The sequence below is a fragment of the Bacillus manliponensis genome, assembly GCF_000712595.1.
Taxonomy (GTDB): Bacteria; Bacillota; Bacilli; order Bacillales; family Bacillaceae_G; genus Bacillus_A; species Bacillus_A manliponensis.
In genome coordinates this window covers 373,411-392,165 of sequence record NZ_JOTN01000001.1, presented here as the reverse complement: position 1 = coordinate 392,165, position 18,755 = coordinate 373,411, and the positions used below count along the sequence as shown (strand labels likewise).

The window sequence follows — 18,755 nt, the reverse complement described above, 5'->3', positions numbered from 1 at the left end:
AAATGGTTCATCATAGGTTGTATATAATTAAAATATTTAGAAAATTTAGTATAATTCCCACTAAGGCATCTTATTAGGGGGGATTCGTAGTGAAGGCATTAAAGTCGATTTTACTTTGGGGGCTTATTGCGGCAGTAGGAGCAGCAGGATTTGCAGTATTAGCGTTATCACGAGGAGAAACGATTAATGCAATTTGGTTGTTAGTTGCAGGAGTTTCTGTATATGCAATTGCCTATCGATTTTATAGTAAATTTATCGCACAAAAAGTATTTGAGCTAGATAATAAACGGAAAACACCAGCTGAAGTTTTAAATGATGGAAAGGATTATGTACCAACAAATAAATGGGTACTATTTGGCCATCATTTCGCAGCAATTGCTGGAGCAGGCCCGTTAGTAGGTCCAATTTTAGCAGCACAAATGGGATATTTACCGGGGACACTTTGGATTATCGTTGGGGTAGTATTAGCTGGAGCGGTCCAAGATTTCGTTATTTTATTTGCTTCTACTCGTCGTAACGGAAAATCATTAGGAGAGATGATAAAAGAAGAGATTGGCCCTGTAACAGGGTTCATTGCAATGGTTGGTATTTTAGGAATTATGATTATTTTATTAGCTGTATTAGCACTTGTCGTTGTAAAAGCTTTAATCGGAAGTCCATGGGGAATGTTTACAATTGCGGCAACAATTCCAATTGCCTTTTTTATGGGTGTTTATATGCGTTATATTCGTCCGGGACGCGTTGGTGAAGGGTCAGCTATCGGAATTGTACTTCTCCTTTTATCAATCGTTGGAGGGCAGTATGTAGCGGAGCATCCAACTCTAGGTCCAATGTTTACATTTACAGGTGAAACAATTGCAATTATGCTAATTGCTTATGGATTTATCGCTTCTGCACTACCAGTTTGGTTATTACTGGCACCACGTGATTACTTAAGTACGTTTTTAAAGATTGGAACGATTGTTGGGCTTGCGCTTGGTATTTTAATTGTAGCACCGGACCTACAGATGCCAGCTGTTTCACAATTTGTAGATGGAACAGGACCTGTATTCTCTGGTAGCTTATTCCCATTTTTATTTATTACCATTGCATGTGGTGCGGTATCTGGCTTCCATGCACTCATTTCATCTGGTACAACGCCAAAGATGATGGAACGAGAAGGTCATGCTCGTCCAATCGGTTACGGAGCAATGCTAATGGAGTCATTTGTTGCTTTAATGGCGATGATTGCAGCTTGTGTATTAACGCCAGGAACATACTTTGCGATTAATAGTCCAGCTGCCCTTATCGGTGTAGATGTTGCACAGGCTTCACAAGTCATCTCTTCATGGGGCTTTACAATTACACCAAATGAATTAAAAGAACTCGCAGCAAATATTGGTGAACAAACTGTATTATCTCGTACAGGAGGTGCACCAACGCTAGCGATTGGAATGGCATATATTTTCTCACAAGTTATTGGTGGACAAGCACTGATGGCATTTTGGTATCACTTTGCGATTTTATTTGAAGCGTTATTTATTTTAACGACAATTGATGCGGGGACGCGTGTTGGACGTTTTATGATTCAAGATATTTTAGGCCATGTATATAAGCCGCTTGGAAGAACAGATTCTACAATTGCGAACGTTATTGCAACGACACTTTGTGTATTAGGTTGGGGTTATTTCTTGTATCAGGGTGTTGTCGATCCGCTTGGAGGTATTAATACGTTATGGCCATTGTTTGGAATTGCCAACCAAATGCTAGCTGGAATTGCGCTTTTACTTGGAACAACCATTCTATTTAAAATGGGGAAAAAAGCATATGTGTGGGTTACGCTCGTACCAACAATAGGGCTACTCGTTGTTACGATGACAGCAGGCTATCAAAAGCTATTCCATGAAAATCCGAAGATTGGTTTTCTATCTCATGCGAAAGTATTCCAAGATGCTTTAAATAAAGGAGAAGTGTTAGCACCAGCGAAAGATGTCGCTCAGATGAAACAAATTATTTTCAATGATTACGTAGATGCAGCACTATGTGGATTGTTCATGGTCGTTGTAATTACTGTTCTAATTTCAGCAATTCGTTTATGGATAAAGGTACTACAAAATAAAGATGTTCCACTTAAAGAATCACCATATATTCCACGAGATGGAGGAGAGGCACGCGATTATGCGTAAAAAAATAGCAGAAGTTTGGAAGTATCGAAAGCAATTTATTAGTTTACTTGTTGGAGTGCCAAGCTATGAAAAATATGTTGCACATATGAAGGAACATCATCCAGAAGAACCTATCCTTTGTCAAAAGCAATTCTTTTCTGAAGCACAAGAAGCAAGGTTTAACGCAAAGGGTGGGAAAATTTCAAGATGCTGTTAAGTTTCACGTGAAACAAATTCGTTACATTGGCTAATTGTATTAACGATAGGTACTGCAAAATAGCTCTTACTATACGTCAAAGTATAGTAAGAGCTATTTTTGTAAACTTTGCAATCGCATTGTTTTATCCCGCATTAACGGGCTGTAAGAATCCCACCTCAAAACTTGAGAAAAAGCGAAGGAGTTTAGGTGGGAGATTAAGAAAATCCTCACTGAGTGAAGTTTCACTTTATTGGATTTTTAACAAAAAATAGGCATTTTGCATAAATTAACTTTATAGGTCTTTAAAAGTAAGGAGGGATTGTAATGAACGAAGGGTTTCAAGAAGCCTACGGCACATATATAACATTAGGTGGTTTAGCTTTACTTTTAATTGGCTCACTTGGTGCAGCATTCATAGCTTATCAATCCTATGAACATGTATTACAAACATTAGCATGATTAAAAAATGGCCCCTAAGTCGATGATTACGACTAGGGGCTATTTTTTAATGAAATCTCTTATACAAGCTCTTTTCCAACGCCATATTTACGGTAAGCGCCGTGATGTGTTGGGCCAACATATTCGTTTAACTTGAATGAGTGGCGAATTGCAGCTGTGATGAATTCTTTTGCAACTTTCACTGCTTCTTTTACAGATTTTCCTTTTGCAAGTTCTGCTGTAATTGCTGCAGAGTATGTACAGCCAGCGCCGTGTGTATATGTTGTATCAATTTTTTCAGATTCTAAAATTTCAAATGTTTCTCCATCAAATAGTACATCGATTGCTTTTTCTGTTCCTAATTTGCTGCCACCTTTAATTAATACATATTTTGCACCTAATGCATGAATCTTTTCAGCAGCCTCTTTCATATCGTCTAGAGAGTTAATTTTCACACCACTTAATTGATATGCTTCAAATAGGTTTGGTGTTACAACTAACGCTTTTGGAACAAGGACGTCGCGTAAGCACTCATTTGTTTCTGGGTGAAGTGCTTCGTCAGCACCTTTACATACCATAACCGGGTCAACCACTACATTTTTGAAATTGTGTTTTTCAATCGCTTCAGCTACCATCTCGATAATTTCTACAGAACCAAGCATTCCTGTCTTTAATGCATCAACGCCAACACCTTCAATTGTCGTTTCTAATTGTGGTTTTAGCGTAGAAGCTGCAATAGGAAATACGTTGTGTGCCCAGCCGTTGTGTGGGTCCATCGTTACGATTGTCGTAAGAGATGTTACACCGTAAACGCCAAGCTCCTGAAATGTTTTTAAGTCTGCTTGAATACCAGCCCCTCCGCTTGTGTCAGATCCGGCAATCGTAAGTGCTTTATTTAGTGTCATTGCGTAATCCCCCTTAGTTATCAACTACATTTTTCAATTTATCCCGCTATTTTCGGGCTGTAAGACTCCCACCTCAAAACTTGAGAAAAAGCGAAGAAGCTTAGATGGAAGATTGACAGCCCACAAAAGCCCGATTGGTCGGGCTGACACTCAGTGGGGGATGAAGAAACCCCCACTGAGTGAAGTTTCACTTTATTATATCAATGTTAGCAATAAGTACAAAGTGAAAAAGAACGATGTAGGTTTTACTTTTTATTTAGTTTGGTACAATAATGAAAAATAAAGGTATACGAAGCTAGGGGATGTATTATGTTTCGAGAAAGTCGAACGAATGAATTAATCATATTAAAAGAAATAGCGGAAACGTTAAATGCGTCTAACGATACATATGGCGTATTGGAAGCAGTATTAAAAAAATTATTACAGGTAACAGGGTTAACGACGGGATGGATTTTTCTTGCTGATGAAGAGGGGCGTTACACAAAAATTATCGATTATAATTTACCACCTGCACTTTCTTTTCAAAATAAGAAGCCGATGTGTGAAGGAGAATGTTGGTGTTTGCGCCGCTTTGTTGATGGAAAGCTAGAGCGTGCGGTTAATATTATTGAATGCAAACGGATTGTGACTGCAATTGAACAAAACTGGGGAGATACAAATGGAATTCTTCATCATGCGACGGTCCCACTTAAGGCTGGTAATGAAGAGTTTGGATTGCTAAATGTGGCAAAACCAGAAAAAAATCATTTTAATGAGGAAGAATTAGCGCTTTTGCAGTCAGTTGCATTGCAAATTGGAACGGCCTTAAAACGTGCGAAGTTGTATGAAAGTGAACAAAAAAGAGCGAGTTATTATGTGAAGCTAGAACAGGTCATTCAGCATATTGGAAAAATGCAAACTCGTAGCGAATTGCTTGTAGAAGCAGTCAAGCAAGTTGGTATTGTGTTCTCATGGCCATCTGTTACTTTCTTTATAAGACAAAACAAGAAAGTAACCATTCATACCTCTTATGAAAAAGGTATGTTACATGAAGAAAGTCGAACGATTTCTAAACAACAATTACAAGTCATTCAAGCGGTAATAAATGAAGGGAAATCAATACATGTTACACATGATGAGGTGGTAGGAGAGGCGTCCTTTTATAAATCGGCAGCTGCTGTACCGATTTTCATTCAGAATCAAATTTTTGGTGTGTTATTTGTAAGTAGTGTGAGAAAGTATGAGTTTGATCATCATGATATGGATATTTTACAGGTGATTGCAGAGCATATCTCACTGGCACTTGAAAACATACGTTTAAATGAGCAACATCATGAACTTGCACGGATGGAAGAGCGGAACCGATTAGCTCGGGATTTACATGACTCGGTTTGTCAAAAACTGTTCTCACTAACGTTAATGGCAAGAGGGATTGAAGCGTTAGTAGGAAAGTCAAATGGAGAGGTGGGCGAATCACTTCATGATATGCAGCAACTGACGAAAGAGGCATTGCAAGAGATGCGGACGCTCATTTGGCAACTGCGACCAGCTGGTTTAGAGAATGGATTGTTGCTTGCATTAAAACAGTACGGAGAAGGATTAGGTCTAAAGATACTTCAGCATGTAGAAGGCGTCGTAGATTTACCAAGAGCAGTAGAAGAATCACTTTGGCGTATTGGACAAGAAGCATTTAATAACGTTACAAAGCATGCTAATGTACGTGAAGTAGCCGTTTATATGAAAGTGACAAAAAGAGGAGTAACGATGAATATTGTCGATTATGGGCAAGGTTTTGATATTTTACCTGTAAAAAAAGGAACACTTGGTATGACAACAATGCATGAGAGAGCACAAATGCTTGGCGGACATGTTACGATTGTCAGTCAACCAGGTGAGACGAATGTGAAAGTAACAGTACCACTGTAAACGTTATATAGAAAATGAGGGAAGCACGTGAACATAAAAGTATTGTTAGTGGACGATCATACGGTTGTGCTAAAAGGTTTATCCTTTTTCTTAAAAACACAAGAAAACATTGAATTAGTCGGGGAAGCAAGTAATGGAAAAGAAGCGTTGCAAAAAGCGAAGGAGACAAATCCAGATGTTGTTTTAATGGATTTATCTATGCCGGAGATGGATGGTATTGAGGCAACAAAATATATAAAAGAAGATAATCCAAGTATAAAAGTATTAGTTTTAACAAGCTTTTCAGATCAAGATCACGTTTTACCAGCATTGCAAGCTGGAGCGAGTGGCTACATTTTAAAAGATGTAGAACCGGATCAACTTGTTGAAGCGATTCGAAGTGCCTACAAAGGAAATATACAACTTCATCCAGATATTGCAAATGTATTGTTATTACAAGGTATGCCAAAACAAAAGAATGAAATGCAATTTGAATCATTAACAAGTAGAGAAAATGAAGTATTAAAGTTATTGGCAAAAGGAATGAGTAATAAAGAAATTGCAGCGGTGCTTACAATTACGGAAAAGACAGTGAAAGTGCATGTAAGTAATATTTTAAATAAATTAGATGTAGCTGATCGTACACAGGCGGCATTATATGCTGTGAAACATGGTATGGAATAAGACAAAAGTCGTAGGACGAAAAGACAAGCTTTTTTATAAAAAGATACGTCTATATACGGAAGAAGCTCCTTTTTTGAAAAGATATAATGTATGTATCAACAACAAAGTAATCGTCTTTTCATAGGAGGAAGATTAACATGACAACAGTTTTATTCGTAAAAGCAAACAATCGCCCAGCTGAACAAGCTGTAAGTGTAAAATTATATGAAACATTTTTAGCAAGTTATAAAGAAGCAAATCCAACTCATACAATTGTAGAGTTAGACTTATATAAGGAAGAGCTACCATACGTTGGGGTAGATATGATTAATGGTACGTTCAAGTCTGGAAAAGGATTTGCTTTAACAGAAGAAGAAGCAAAAGCAGTAGCAGTTGCTGATAAATATTTAGATCAATTTCTTGCAGCTGATAAAGTAGTATTTGCTTTCCCTTTATGGAACTTAACAATTCCAGCGGTACTTCATACGTATATTGATTACTTAAACCGTGCAGGTAAAACATTTAAATATACAGCAGAGGGCCCAGTAGGTCTTGTAACAGATAAAAAAATTGCATTATTAAATGCGCGTGGCGGTGTTTATTCTGAAGGGCCAGCAGCAGAAGTTGAGATGGCTGTAAAATACGTAGCTGCAATGATGGGCTTCTTCGGTGCAAGAGATATTGAGACAGTTATTATCGAAGGACATAATCAATTTGTAGATCGTGCTGAAGAAATTATTGCAAATGGACTTGAAGAAGCTGCAAAAGTGGCAAATACATTTTAAGTGAGAGAGGGGAATAGCCCTCTCTTTTGTTATTTCCGTATAATACCTTGAAACTTTCCTTCTAACACCTTCTTATCATGTTGGTTGAAACATTCTGCTTTTGAAGCCATGATAATTCTATCCTCTTGCTCTTCATAATGAATAAGCGTTACTTCACACCGAATTGTGTCTTCTGTAAAAACAGGGCGTAAAAATGTGAAATCTGCATTGCGGGCGATAAAATTTAAATCACCACCAATTTTAGTTGGTAACGTTGCAACAAGTAAGCCTTGAACCATGACACGACCATTTTCATCGGGCGTAACGTGATGTTCACCTGCGTCCCCAGAAATTTTACTGAAAATCTCAACGTCTTCTTTCGTAAATCTTTTTTCAAATGTGATAATATCCCCGATTTTCATATAACCAACCTCCTGATTAAATTATGAATGGTTATTCATTCATAATTTAAATGTATAGAATTTTTAGTTATTCGTAAATATTTGTTATTAAAAAATATTCAGAAAAATAATTGACGCTTTAAAATTATTGTTATACAATCTGTCTTAATTGCATAAGTCTTATCAAGAAAAGGTGGAGGGACTAGGCCCTATGAAACCTTGGCAACAGCCGCGAAACGGAACTGTGCCAAATCCTACAGGTAACATCCTGACAGATAAGAATCAGCGAATGGTAGATCGTGTGTCAAAGCTGCATCTTTCTTATTTAGGGGGATGCAGCTTTTTTATTTTTAAAAAGAAAGGGGACTGCAGAGTGGAGGAGTCATGGGGAAAAGGAACCATTTGTGTACAAGGTGGTTATACACCAAAAAATGGAGAGCCACGTGTTTTGCCGTTATATCAAAGTACGACCTACAAATATGACACATCCGATGATTTAGCAGCACTTTTTGATTTGCAAGCAGAAGGATATATTTACACACGCATTGGGAATCCGACATTAGCTGCATTTGAACAGAAATTAACGGATTTAGAAGGTGGAGTTGGGGCAGTTGCAACAGCGTCAGGGCAAGCAGCAATTATGTTAGCTGTTTTAAATATATGCAGCAGCGGAGATCATGTACTTTGTTCATCTACAGTGTATGGTGGCACATTTAACCTGTTTGCAGTGAGTTTAAAAAAGCTTGGGATTGAGGTGACGTTCTTTAATCCAAATATGACAGCTGATGAAATTGTCGCTCTTGCAAATGAGAAAACGAAACTAGTATATGGGGAAGCGCTCGGAAATCCAGCGATGAATGTTTTAAACTTTGAAGAGTTTTCGAAGGCAGCGAAAGAGTTAGAAGTTCCGCTTATTGTGGATAACACACTAGCTACACCGTGCTTATGCAATGCGTTTGAACATGGAGCAAACATTGTTGTACATTCTACAACAAAGTATATCGATGGTCACGCCACGTCTTTAGGTGGTGTTGTAATTGATGGAGGGAACTTTGATTGGACAAAGGGGAAATTTCCAGAACTTGTTGAAAGAGATGAAAGTTATCGTGGCGTTCGCTATGTACAAGACTTTGGAGCGGCAGCTTATATAGTAAAGGCACGTGTGCAATTACTTCGGGATTATGGGAACTGTATGAGTCCGTTTAATGCGTACTTAAGTAACATTGGGCTTGAAACACTTCACTTACGAATGGAGCGCCATAGTGAAAATACGCTTGCTGTCGCAAAGTGGCTTTCTTCTCATGAACGCGTTGCATGGGTGAATTATCCAGGACTCGCGGATAATGAGCATTATGCTTTGACGAAAAAGTATTTACCAAAAGGCGCAAGTGGTGTATTAACATTTGGCATTAAAGGCGGATTACAAGCGGCCAAAGAGTTTATTAGCAATGTAAAGTTAGCAACATTAGTGACACATGTAGCTGATGCAAGAACGTGCGTAATTCATCCAGCGAGTACAACGCATCGTCAATTAACAGAAGAGCAACAGTATTTAGCTGGTGTAACATCAGATTTAATTCGTATATCAGTCGGTATTGAAGATGTAAAAGATATTATTGCAGATTTAACAGAAGCATTAGCCGGGGGAAGAAAAAATGCCAATTATAATTGATAAAGATTTACCTGCTTGTAAAATATTGCAAAGTGAAAATATTTTTGTCATGACAAAAGAGCGGGCAGAAACACAAGATATTCGAGCTTTAAAGATCGCGATTTTAAATTTAATGCCAACGAAGCAAGAAACAGAAGCGCAGTTGCTTCGCTTAGTTGGGAATACACCGTTACAATTAGATGTTCATCTTCTTCATATGGAATCACATACGTCACGTAACGTAGCACAGGAGCATTTAACAAGCTTTTATAAAACGTTTCGGGATATTGAAGAAGAGCGATTTGATGGGCTCATTATTACCGGTGCGCCTGTTGAAACACTTCCATTTGAAGAGGTCGATTATTGGGAAGAGCTAACGAAAATTATGGATTATTGCAATAAACATGTAACATCAACACTCCATATTTGTTGGGGTGCTCAAGCTGGGTTGTATTATCATTACGGTGTTCCAAAGTATCCACTCGAGGAGAAGATGTTTGGTGTGTTTGAACATGAAGTGAAAGAAGAACATGTGAAGTTATTAAGAGGTTTTGATGAAACGTTTTTTGCACCACATTCCCGTCATACAGAAGTGCGTGTACATGATATTGAAAAGGTAAAGGATCTTCAATTGTTAGCAGTATCTGAAGAAGCAGGGGTGCACCTCGCCAGCAATCATGATGGAAAGCATATTTTTGTACTCGGTCATAGTGAATATGGCCCTTGTACGTTACAACAGGAATATGAAAGAGATATTCAGAAAGGGTTACCAATTCAGGTTCCGAAAAATTATTTTAAATATGATAATCCATCAGAAAAGCCAATTGTAAAGTGGCGGAGTCATGGGAGTTTACTTTTTTCAAATTGGCTTAATTATTATGTCTATCAAGAAACCCCCTATATTTTATAAAGTGAATGTGGTATTTGGTAGCGTTTTCTTTGTATAGGAAATGATATATTTTTCAAAATGTTCTAAATATATTGTCTTTAATAGAGTTAACTTATATAATTTCATCTAACTATAAATTTTTTAAGGGGTGGACAGTAACATGAATGAAATTCGAGTAGGTTTATTAGGACTAGGAACAGTAGGCAGTGGTGTCGTACGAATTATTACCGATCATCAAGATCGTCTTATGCATCAAGTAGGATGCCCTGTAACCGTAGCAAAAGTATTAGTACAAAATATAGAAAAAGAACGAGATGTCCAAGTAACCCCAAATCTATTAACAACAAATCCAAGTGAAATTATAGATAATCCAAACATCGATGTTGTGATTGAAGTGATGGGCGGTATAGATGAAACGAAAGCATATATTTTACAAGCATTAAAGAGTGGTAAACATGTTGTCACTGCAAATAAAGATCTAATGGCACTGCATGGTGCAGAGCTTTTAATGGTGGCAAAAGAAAATGGAGCGGATTTATTTTATGAAGCAAGTGTTGCAGGCGGAATTCCAATTTTACGAAGTATTGTTGAAGGGTTATCCTCTGACCGCATTACGAAGATGATGGGAATTGTAAATGGGACAACAAACTACATTTTAACAAAAATGTCCGATGAAGGGAGGGCGTATGACGACGTGTTAAAAGAAGCGCAGCAGCTTGGATTTGCAGAAGCGGATCCAACATCAGACGTTGAGGGCTTAGATGCGGCAAGAAAGATGACAATTTTGGCGACTCTTGGCTTTTCAACAAATGTAGAACTAGGCGATGTAAATGTAAAAGGAATTACGTCGATTACAGAAGAGGATATTACATATAGTAAAAGCCTTGGATATACAATTAAATTAATTGGCGTAGCAAAACGTGATGGCGAAAAATTAGAGGTAACAGTAGAGCCTACACTTCTTCCCAATTCACATCCACTTGCAGCTGTTCAAAATGAATATAATGCTGTGTATGTATATGGTGAAGCGGTTGGAGAAACAATGTTTTACGGACCAGGAGCTGGCAGTTTGCCAACAGCAACAGCAGTTGTATCGGATTTAGTAGCTGTGATGCAAAATGTACGCCTTGGTGTAACAGGAAATAGCGCAGTTTCCCCTCAATATGAGAAGGTGTTAAAGGATAGCGATGATATCTTTGTGAAGAAGTTTTTACGATTACATGTAAAAGATGAAGTTGGTGTATTTGCAAAAATCACTTCTTTATTCTCAGAGCGAAGCGTAAGCTTTGAAAAGATTATTCAAATGCCATTACAAGAAAAAGGCGCGGCTGAGATTGTAATTGTTACACACCGAGCGTCCCTTGCTGACTATCAATATATTTTAAATAAGCTAGAAACATATGAAGAAGTGGATTGTGTGAAGGCCAATTACCGTATTGAAGGGGATGCTCGCTAATGTGGAAAGGGCTACTTGACGCATATAAAGAGTTTCTACCTGTTAAAGAGCATACGCCAGCGCTAACGCTACATGAGGGAAACACGCCGCTTGTATTGTTAGAGAATCTTTCAGAAAAGTGGGGCGTAACGATTTACGGAAAAATAGAAGGAGCTAATCCAACAGGGTCCTTTAAAGACCGTGGTATGGTAATGGCGGTTGCAAAAGCAAAAGAAGAAGGAAGTAAAACTGTCATTTGTGCTTCTACAGGAAATACATCAGCATCTGCAGCAGCTTATGCTGCTCGTGCTGGTTTATCTTGTATTGTTATGATTCCAAATGGGAAGATTGCTTATGGAAAGTTAGCGCAAGCTGTTATGTATGGTGCTGAAATTATTAGTATTGATGGGAATTTTGATCATGCATTGCAAATGGTTCGGAATTTAAGTGATGACTCGCCAATTACGCTTGTAAACTCTGTAAATCCGTACCGTATTGAAGGTCAAAAAACAGCTGCATTTGAAATTTGTGATGCACTTGGGGCGGCGCCAGATATTTTGGCAATTCCAGTGGGGAATGCTGGGAATATTACAGCGTATTGGAAGGGATTTAAAGAGTATAATGCAAAGTGTGCGACAGGTTTACCAGAAATGCGTGGATTTGAAGCGGAGGGAGCAGCAGCAATTGTAAGAGGTTATGCGATTGAGGAGCCAGAAACAATTGCAACAGCTATTCGAATTGGAAATCCAGCAAGCTGGGATAAAGCGGTGGCAGCAGCAAACAATTCCGGTGGGAAAATTGATCAAGTGACAGATGAAGAAATTCTTCATGCATACGAATCATTAGCAAAATATGAAGGGATCTTTGCAGAACCTGCTTCTTGTGCATCAATTGCGGGTATTTATAAGCAGGTGCAAACGGGAGAAATTCCAAAGGGAAGTCGTATTGTGGCTGTATTAACAGGGAATGGGCTTAAGGATCCAAATGTTGCAATTGATACGAAGAATATTCAGCCAGTTGTGTTGCCAAATGATGAAAAAGTTGTGTTTGAACACATTCAAGGAGCTGTTGTAAGGTGAAGTTAGCTCCGATGTTTACAATTCGTGTTCCAGCCAGCACAGCCAACATTGGTCCAGGGTTCGATTCTATCGGTCTTGCAGTTAGCAAATATTTAACGGTTAAAGTGTTCTCTCATCATAAATGGGAATGCCAGGCGAAAACATCTATTTTACAAGGTATTCCAGAAGATGAAGGGAATTTATTGTTTCAAACAGCATTAAAAGTAGCAGCCCGTTATAAAAAAACATTGCCGTATTGTAAGCTTCATCTTTTTAGTGACATTCCACTTGCAAGAGGGCTGGGCAGCAGTGCATCAGCTATTATTGCTGGGATTGAACTTGCGAATCAACTTTGTGAATTGCAATTAGCTGAAAGTGAAAAATTGTTAATTGCAACAGAAATGGAAGGTCATATCGACAATGTTGGTGCGGCGTTATACGGCGGATTAATCGTTGGTACATATGACGGAACGAATATTTCGTTTCTAGCAAAAAGTATTCATGAAATTGAAGTTGTTGCGGTTATTCCTTCTTATGAGCTGAAAACTGTACATGCAAGAGATGTATTGCCAAGTAGATTATCATATGTAGAAGCTATTCGCGGCAGTAGTATTGCAAGTGTACTTGCTATTGCTTTATATAAAGAAGACTGGGAGCTTGCTGGTGAAATGATGCAGCAAGATTTATTCCATGAACCGTACCGGGAACAACTTGTCCCAGAACTGAAAGCACTTCGCGGATTACAACATCCAAATTTATATGGTGTTTCATTAAGCGGTGCAGGTCCAACTGTACTTTGTTATGTACAAAAGGGAGAAGGACATCATATAAAAGAATGGTTACAAAATCAATTTTCACACTGCATGATAGAAGTATTACAAGTTGTAAATGAAGGTTTACAAGTGAAGATTGGTGCAGAAGAGTCTATCGAGAGCATGTAGTTCTTGGTAGACTCTTTTCTTTATCCCGTAAAAGCCTGATTGGTTCAACTAACACTCAGAGGGGGGGAAGAAACCCCCCCCACTGAGTGAAGTTTCACTTTATGATTGAAGGCGTCAAAAATCGCTTTTCAAAAAGGCGTTTGGTATAATTAGGGACAATCTAGAAGGAATAAAAAGGGGTTGTGACATGGGTTCAAAAGTCGTAAAAGGAACGTTGTTTGTTACTATCGTATCTTTTTGTTTATTTGCTTATGGTTTTATCATGAGTGTGAAAGATGTGCTGTATCCAACACCTTCAAATGTAGAAAAATCTACTGAAATGCAAGAGGTAAAAGGAAAGCAATCATCAGGTACATTGAATATTGTTAGTTTAGGTGATTCGTTAACAAGAGGTGTTGGTGATAAGGAAGGTACTGGGTATATTGGCAGACTGAAAGATAGTTTGCAGCATGATTATAAGCAAAAGGTTTCCCTCACAAATTTAGCGGTAAGCGGGGCAAAAACAAAAGATTTACTAACGCAACTTGAAAGTAAGGGAACGACTTATTCTATTCAACAAGCAGATATGATTGTGTTAACGATTGGTGGAAATGATTTGTTCCCAGGATTTGAGAGTATGAGCAATATCGATTTAACGACATATAAACCAGACACAGAGACGTTTCAAAATGATGCAAAGCAAATTTTATCTAAGCTCCGAGAGTTAAATTCAGACAGTCCGATTTTTTGGATGGGGTTATACAATCCGTTTGAAGATGTTGAAGGGTTAAAAGGATCTTCACCTATGGTCGTTGATTGGAATTCTTCTTTAGAAAAGATAGCATTAGATTATCCCAATGTATATATCATTCCAACATTTGATTTATTCCAAAGTAGAGGAAGCGACTTATTATATACGGACCATTTTCATCCAAATGAAAAAGGATATGAGTTTATGGCAGAACGTTTAGTCCAAAATATAGTGAGTAAACTAGAGATTGACGGGGGTGAAGAGAAGTGACCGCAGTTTTATCTGTCCGAAACGTAAAAAAAGTAATTGGTAAAAAGACGCTCGTGAAGAATATTTCGTTTGATGTAAGGCAAGGAGAGGTCTTTGGTTTTTTAGGGCCAAATGGTGCTGGTAAAACGACAACAATCCGAATGATTGTTGGGCTCATTCGTACAACAGAAGGCGAAATTAAAATTAGTGGTTATAACGTGAAAGATAACTTTCGAGAAGCGATGAGTCAAATTGGTAGTATCGTTGAAAATCCAGAGCTTTATACATATTTAACAGGATGGGAAAATTTAAAGCAATTTGCCCGCATGCTCGGCGGAATCTCTGATGAGCGGATTAAAGAAATTGCAAGAATGGTACGTCTGGATGAACGAATTCACGATAAAGTAAAAACGTACTCTCTCGGAATGAAGCAAAGGCTCGGTATTGCACAAGCTCTTCTTGGTGAACCGAAGTTACTTATATTAGATGAACCAACTAATGGATTAGATCCAGCTGGTATTCGTGAGCTTCGTGAGTTTATCCATCATTTAGTTCAAAAAGAGAATATGAGTGTATTTATTTCTAGTCACTTATTAAGTGAAGTACAAATGATCTGTGACCGCGTTGCAATCATTCATAAGGGGAGCATGATTACAGTTGCTCCTATTGAAGAACTTGTAAAGAAGACGAGTGACCACGTTGAGTGGCATGTTACGCCCGTTTCAAAGGCGAAAGCATTGTTAGAGGAAGCTGATGAAGTAAGTGAAGTGAAGATAGAGGACGAGCGTTTATTATGCAGAATGAACCCGAGTCGTATTAGTTTTTATAATAAACATTTTGTAGGGCATAATATAGAAGTTCATAGTGTGAAAGAAGTTGTCTTTACCCTTGAAGACTTATTTATTGAATTGACAAGGGGGGAACAACATGCGTGAGTTTGCCAATCTTGTATATAACGAATCGGAAAAAATTTACCGCAAGAAACGCATTGCTGTTGTTACTCTTATTCTCATTATTTTAATTCCGCTGTTTGTGTATGCACAGTATCGCGAAGTGCAAACGACAGTGAAACGCCTTGGAACAGATGATTGGAAAGTAGCTCTTCAGCAACAAATTGTTGATTCGCAAAATCGATTAAATAGTTCAAGAATACCAGAAGAATGGCGTGCCTGGTTAAAGGTACGTGTTGAGCAGCAACAGTACTATTTAGATCATGATATTAATCCAAATGCACCAGGGGCACCAACATTTATGCGTATATTCATTGAGCAAGCAATTACGTTGTTTATCCCACTTCTTGTTATGATTGTTGCTATCGATATTGTATCCGGAGAACGAAGTGATGGTACGATGAAAATGTTATTAACGCGGCCGATTCGGCGGTGGAAAATACTGCTTAGTAAGTATGTAACGATGGTTTTGTATGTATCACTTATATTGCTTCTCGTTGGTGTTATTTCCTATTTAATATCAGGTATTGTATTTGGATACGGAGGCTGGAATTTACCCGTGCTTACAGGATTTTCAGCGGAAAGTGAAACATTAAATACAAACTTTGTTCATCTTATTCCGCAGTGGCAATACATTTTAATGGCGTACGGATTGGCATGGTTTGTTGCGATTGTTGTTGGGACAATTTCTTTTATGATTTCTGTTTTAATTCGTAATACACCCGCAGGTATGGGGGTTATGCTCGCTGCGCTAATTGCAGGTGGTATTTTAAGTAGTTTTGCATCATCTTGGGAAGGTGCAAAATATATTTTTAGTGTCAATTTATCATTAATTGATTATTTATCTGGGCAGCTGCCAACGCTGCAAGGATTATCGCTTAGCTTTTCGCTATTAAACTTAACAGTTTGGGCAGTTGGATCACTTATTGTTGCGTTTGTTGTCTTTACAAAGCAAGACATGGTGAATTAAAGGAAATAGGAAGTGAAAAGATGATGAAACGATTACAAAATGATTGGACACCTTTATTGTCGACTGAATTTGAAAAGCCATACTATCAAAAGCTAGAACAGTTTTTAGATGAAGAATATAAAACACAGGTTATTTATCCAGCAGCTACTGATATTTTTAATGCGCTGCATTATACAAGCTATAAAGATACGAAAGTTGTTATTTTAGGACAAGATCCATATCATGGACCAAATCAAGCACATGGTTTAAGTTTTTCCGTGCAACCAGAAGTGAAAATTCCACCATCTTTACTGAATATGTATAAAGAGCTTCAAGATGACCTTGGCTATGAAGTGCCAAATAACGGGTATTTAGTCAAATGGGCTGAGCAAGGTGTGTTACTATTAAATACAGTATTAACAGTCCGTCAAGGTGAAGCAAATTCTCATAAAGGAAAAGGGTGGGAGATATTCACAGATCGTGTTATTGAATTGTTAAATGAACGTGAGAAACCTGTTATTTTTGTATTGTGGGGGCGCCATGCGCAAGCAAAGAAAAAGTTCATTACAAACAAACATCATTATATTATTGAGTCTGTACATCCAAGCCCATTATCAGCAAGGCGAGGTTTCTTTGGAAGTAAGCCGTATTCAAAAATTAACGGAATTTTGTCTAACATAGGGGAGAAAGAGATCGATTGGCGAATTCCTAATAGATAGAAAATATTAGGAGGTCTACTAGATGAAGAAGTGCCAATATTGCAATGCTGAAAATGCTGTACACGCGATGTATTGTGAAAAATGTGAATTGCTTATAGGTGATGTATATACACCTCCAGTAGAAGAAAGTGTAGAGAAGGATATGAATTGCCTTCGCTGTGAGGAAGTAAAAATGATATGCATTGGCGAACAAAAATTACAGCGAGGTTCAACTGTAAGTAATTTATTTTTTAATGATATAGGGCTACTGATTCATGGACAATTGAAAGTAGAGGCATATCAATGTCCAAATTGCCATCGCTTAGAGTTTTTCTCTCAAAATTTAATAAAAACAGAAACCGGCCGCTAAACGAACGCGACCGGTTTTGTATTATTTATTTTGTTCTTTCTTTAATTTTGCATCAAGTACGAATGTACCGAATGGGATGATAGAAGAAACGAATGCTCCAATTCCCCATACGATTGACTTACGATGAACAATCATCACTTGGATGACAGCGAAAACAAATAAAATAAATAGTACGCCATGTGCCATGCCTGTTACAGAAACAGCTTTATCATAGCCAGCCATATATTTTAACGGCATTGCTACAAATAAAAGTAGTAAGAAAGAAATACCTTCAATTAATCCAATAACGCGCAGACGTCCAATTGGTGTCGATAACATAAAATGTCCTCCTTTTAAGCAAAGCTTGTATATAGTAAAGTTTTATTCTTTTACATAAGAAACTAGACTTCTTTACTCTATTATATACGAAAACACACTTTGCACTATGATAATGGTATAAAGTTCAAAATATATTCACAAGCTAAAACAATCCCCTTTGAAAGGATTGACTTCAAAGGGGATTTGTGAACAAGTTATTATACAAGAACTTCAGTTTGTAGTACGAACTTCTCTACTACTTTTGCAACACCGTCGTTCATGTTTGTATCTGTTACATAGTTTGCGATTTCTTTAATATCATCAGGCGCATTGCCCATTGCAACGCCAAGGCCTGCAAACTCAATCATAGCAAGATCATTATAGCTATCACCCATGGCAATAACTTCTTCACGTGTAATGCCAAGCGTTTGAATTAATTGGTTTAAGCTTGTACCTTTCGTCACGCCAGCTTCTGTAAACTCTAAGAAGAACGGCTTAGAACGCATAACGCTCAGTTTACCTTCTAATTCTTTTTGTAATTTCTTTTCAACTTCTGCAAGATATTCTGGTGTTTCAACCATTAATACTTTCACAACAGGCGCTGTAATTGCCTCTTTAAAGCTAGGAACTTCTATAAGTGGCATACCAGTAATTTCAGCTTCAATATTTGTATATGGATTATTTGCTTCTGTTACGATATCATCGCCAATGTAAGAGTGAATGCCAACATTTTCAGTTTTACTAATATCATATAAACTGTGAACGATTTCAGCTGATAGTGTACTGCTGAAAAGTTCCTCATCTGTTGCACAGTTAATAATTTTTGCACCGTTATAAGATAAAATAAAGCTTCCGTATTCTTCTAAACGAAGCTCCTTTGCAATTGCACGCATTGCGAAGGTTGGGCGACCAGAAGCAAGTACAACCTTCACACCGCGGGCCTGAGCTTCCATTAACGCTTCTTTCGTACGTGGTGAAATCGTGTGATCGTCACGTAGTAATGTATCATCTAAATCTAGTACTATCATTTTATAAGACATATGGGAACGTTCCTTTCATAGGTGTATTCTCTCTTTCTTCTATCGTAACAACTACGAAAATAGAGTGCAACGTTAGAAGTTTTCCAAATTGTGAAATATG

Annotated in this window: 20 protein-coding genes and 1 riboswitch; of the genes, 16 read left to right on the top strand and 4 right to left on the bottom strand. The window is 37.8% G+C overall.

Features of this window, described 5'->3' with window-relative positions; all coding sequences use genetic code 11:
* Positions 1–89 precede the first annotated feature (89 nt).
* The 3 genes from BAMA_RS01765 to BAMA_RS25345 all read left to right on the top strand — a co-directional run bounded on the left by BAMA_RS01765 (position 90) and on the right by BAMA_RS25345 (position 2,802).
* Complete coding sequence (locus BAMA_RS01765) at positions 90–2,165, top strand: carbon starvation CstA family protein (RefSeq protein ID WP_034635532.1); 2,076 nt, start codon at positions 90–92, stop codon at positions 2,163–2,165.
* Complete coding sequence (locus BAMA_RS01760; protein WP_034635531.1) at positions 2,158–2,361, top strand: YbdD/YjiX family protein; 204 nt, start codon at positions 2,158–2,160, stop codon at positions 2,359–2,361. Before BAMA_RS01765 ends, BAMA_RS01760 begins: the two co-directional genes overlap by 8 nt.
* A 306-nt stretch (positions 2,362–2,667) precedes the next feature.
* Complete coding sequence (locus BAMA_RS25345; protein ID WP_265182700.1) at positions 2,668–2,802, top strand: hypothetical protein; 135 nt, start codon at positions 2,668–2,670, stop codon at positions 2,800–2,802.
* A gap of 59 nt (positions 2,803–2,861) precedes the next feature.
* Here BAMA_RS25345 and pdxK read toward each other — a convergent pair whose 3' ends face one another.
* Positions 2,862–3,686, bottom strand: a complete 825-nt coding sequence (gene pdxK, locus BAMA_RS01755; protein WP_034635530.1) for a pyridoxine/pyridoxal/pyridoxamine kinase — start codon at positions 3,684–3,686, stop codon at positions 2,862–2,864.
* A 309-nt stretch (positions 3,687–3,995) separates the two neighbouring features.
* Between pdxK and BAMA_RS01750 the strand changes: the two genes are divergently transcribed.
* The 3 genes from BAMA_RS01750 to BAMA_RS01740 all read left to right on the top strand — a co-directional run bounded on the left by BAMA_RS01750 (position 3,996) and on the right by BAMA_RS01740 (position 7,018).
* On the top strand, positions 3,996–5,591 hold the full coding sequence (locus BAMA_RS01750; RefSeq protein WP_034635529.1) for a GAF domain-containing sensor histidine kinase: 1,596 nt from the start codon (positions 3,996–3,998) through the stop codon (positions 5,589–5,591).
* A gap of 27 nt (positions 5,592–5,618) precedes the next feature.
* Positions 5,619–6,254, top strand: a complete 636-nt coding sequence (locus BAMA_RS01745) for a response regulator (protein ID WP_034635527.1) — start codon at positions 5,619–5,621, stop codon at positions 6,252–6,254.
* A 137-nt stretch (positions 6,255–6,391) separates the two neighbouring features.
* A complete protein-coding gene (locus tag BAMA_RS01740) occupies positions 6,392–7,018 on the top strand; it encodes an FMN-dependent NADH-azoreductase (protein WP_034635525.1) in 627 nt (208 codons plus the stop codon).
* A gap of 29 nt (positions 7,019–7,047) precedes the next feature.
* Here BAMA_RS01740 and BAMA_RS01735 read toward each other — a convergent pair whose 3' ends face one another.
* Positions 7,048–7,419 (bottom strand): hotdog family protein, encoded by a 372-nt coding sequence (locus BAMA_RS01735; RefSeq protein WP_034635523.1) that lies wholly within the window; start codon positions 7,417–7,419, stop codon positions 7,048–7,050.
* A 156-nt stretch (positions 7,420–7,575) separates the two neighbouring features.
* Positions 7,576–7,680: riboswitch (SAM riboswitch) on the top strand.
* A gap of 91 nt (positions 7,681–7,771) precedes the next feature.
* Between BAMA_RS01735 and BAMA_RS01730 the strand changes: the two genes are divergently transcribed.
* The 10 genes from BAMA_RS01730 (at position 7,772) to BAMA_RS01685 (ending at position 17,318) form a co-directional block, all read left to right on the top strand.
* Entirely contained in the window at positions 7,772–9,070 is a 1,299-nt protein-coding gene (locus BAMA_RS01730; RefSeq protein WP_034635621.1) for a bifunctional O-acetylhomoserine aminocarboxypropyltransferase/cysteine synthase, read from the top strand.
* Positions 9,054–9,959, top strand: a complete 906-nt coding sequence (gene metA, locus BAMA_RS01725; RefSeq protein WP_034635521.1) for a homoserine O-acetyltransferase MetA — start codon at positions 9,054–9,056, stop codon at positions 9,957–9,959. The genes BAMA_RS01730 and metA overlap by 17 nt, the downstream gene beginning before the upstream one ends.
* A gap of 139 nt (positions 9,960–10,098) precedes the next feature.
* Complete coding sequence (locus tag BAMA_RS01720; protein ID WP_034635520.1) at positions 10,099–11,394, top strand: homoserine dehydrogenase; 1,296 nt, start codon at positions 10,099–10,101, stop codon at positions 11,392–11,394.
* Positions 11,394–12,452, top strand: coding sequence for a threonine synthase (thrC, locus tag BAMA_RS01715; protein WP_034635519.1), 1,059 nt, complete (start codon positions 11,394–11,396; stop codon positions 12,450–12,452). Before BAMA_RS01720 ends, thrC begins: the two co-directional genes overlap by 1 nt.
* Positions 12,449–13,372: a homoserine kinase gene (gene thrB, locus BAMA_RS01710; protein WP_235184407.1), complete on the top strand. Its 924-nt coding sequence runs from the start codon at positions 12,449–12,451 to the stop codon at positions 13,370–13,372. The genes thrC and thrB overlap by 4 nt, the downstream gene beginning before the upstream one ends.
* Before the next feature lie 187 nt (positions 13,373–13,559).
* Complete coding sequence (locus BAMA_RS01705) at positions 13,560–14,372, top strand: SGNH/GDSL hydrolase family protein (protein ID WP_034635518.1); 813 nt, start codon at positions 13,560–13,562, stop codon at positions 14,370–14,372.
* Entirely contained in the window at positions 14,369–15,286 is a 918-nt protein-coding gene (locus tag BAMA_RS01700) for an ABC transporter ATP-binding protein (protein ID WP_034635516.1), read from the top strand. The genes BAMA_RS01705 and BAMA_RS01700 overlap by 4 nt, the downstream gene beginning before the upstream one ends.
* Positions 15,279–16,271 carry an ABC transporter permease gene (locus BAMA_RS01695; protein ID WP_034635514.1) on the top strand — a complete coding sequence of 331 codons (993 nt, stop codon included), beginning with the start codon at positions 15,279–15,281 and terminating at the stop codon, positions 16,269–16,271. The genes BAMA_RS01700 and BAMA_RS01695 overlap by 8 nt, the downstream gene beginning before the upstream one ends.
* Positions 16,272–16,291: 20 nt before the next feature.
* Positions 16,292–16,969 (top strand): uracil-DNA glycosylase, encoded by a 678-nt coding sequence (locus tag BAMA_RS01690; protein WP_034635512.1) that lies wholly within the window; start codon positions 16,292–16,294, stop codon positions 16,967–16,969.
* 22 nt (positions 16,970–16,991) lie between these two features.
* On the top strand, positions 16,992–17,318 hold the full coding sequence (locus tag BAMA_RS01685; protein ID WP_034635510.1) for a hypothetical protein: 327 nt from the start codon (positions 16,992–16,994) through the stop codon (positions 17,316–17,318).
* A 21-nt stretch (positions 17,319–17,339) separates the two neighbouring features.
* On the opposite strand, the gene BAMA_RS01680 is transcribed toward BAMA_RS01685, so the two are convergent.
* Positions 17,340–17,636, bottom strand: coding sequence for a DUF3817 domain-containing protein (locus BAMA_RS01680; RefSeq protein ID WP_034635509.1), 297 nt, complete (start codon positions 17,634–17,636; stop codon positions 17,340–17,342).
* 197 nt (positions 17,637–17,833) lie between these two features.
* Positions 17,834–18,655 (bottom strand): Cof-type HAD-IIB family hydrolase, encoded by an 822-nt coding sequence (locus BAMA_RS01675; protein WP_034635506.1) that lies wholly within the window; start codon positions 18,653–18,655, stop codon positions 17,834–17,836.
* Between the last annotated feature and the right edge of the window lie 100 nt (positions 18,656–18,755).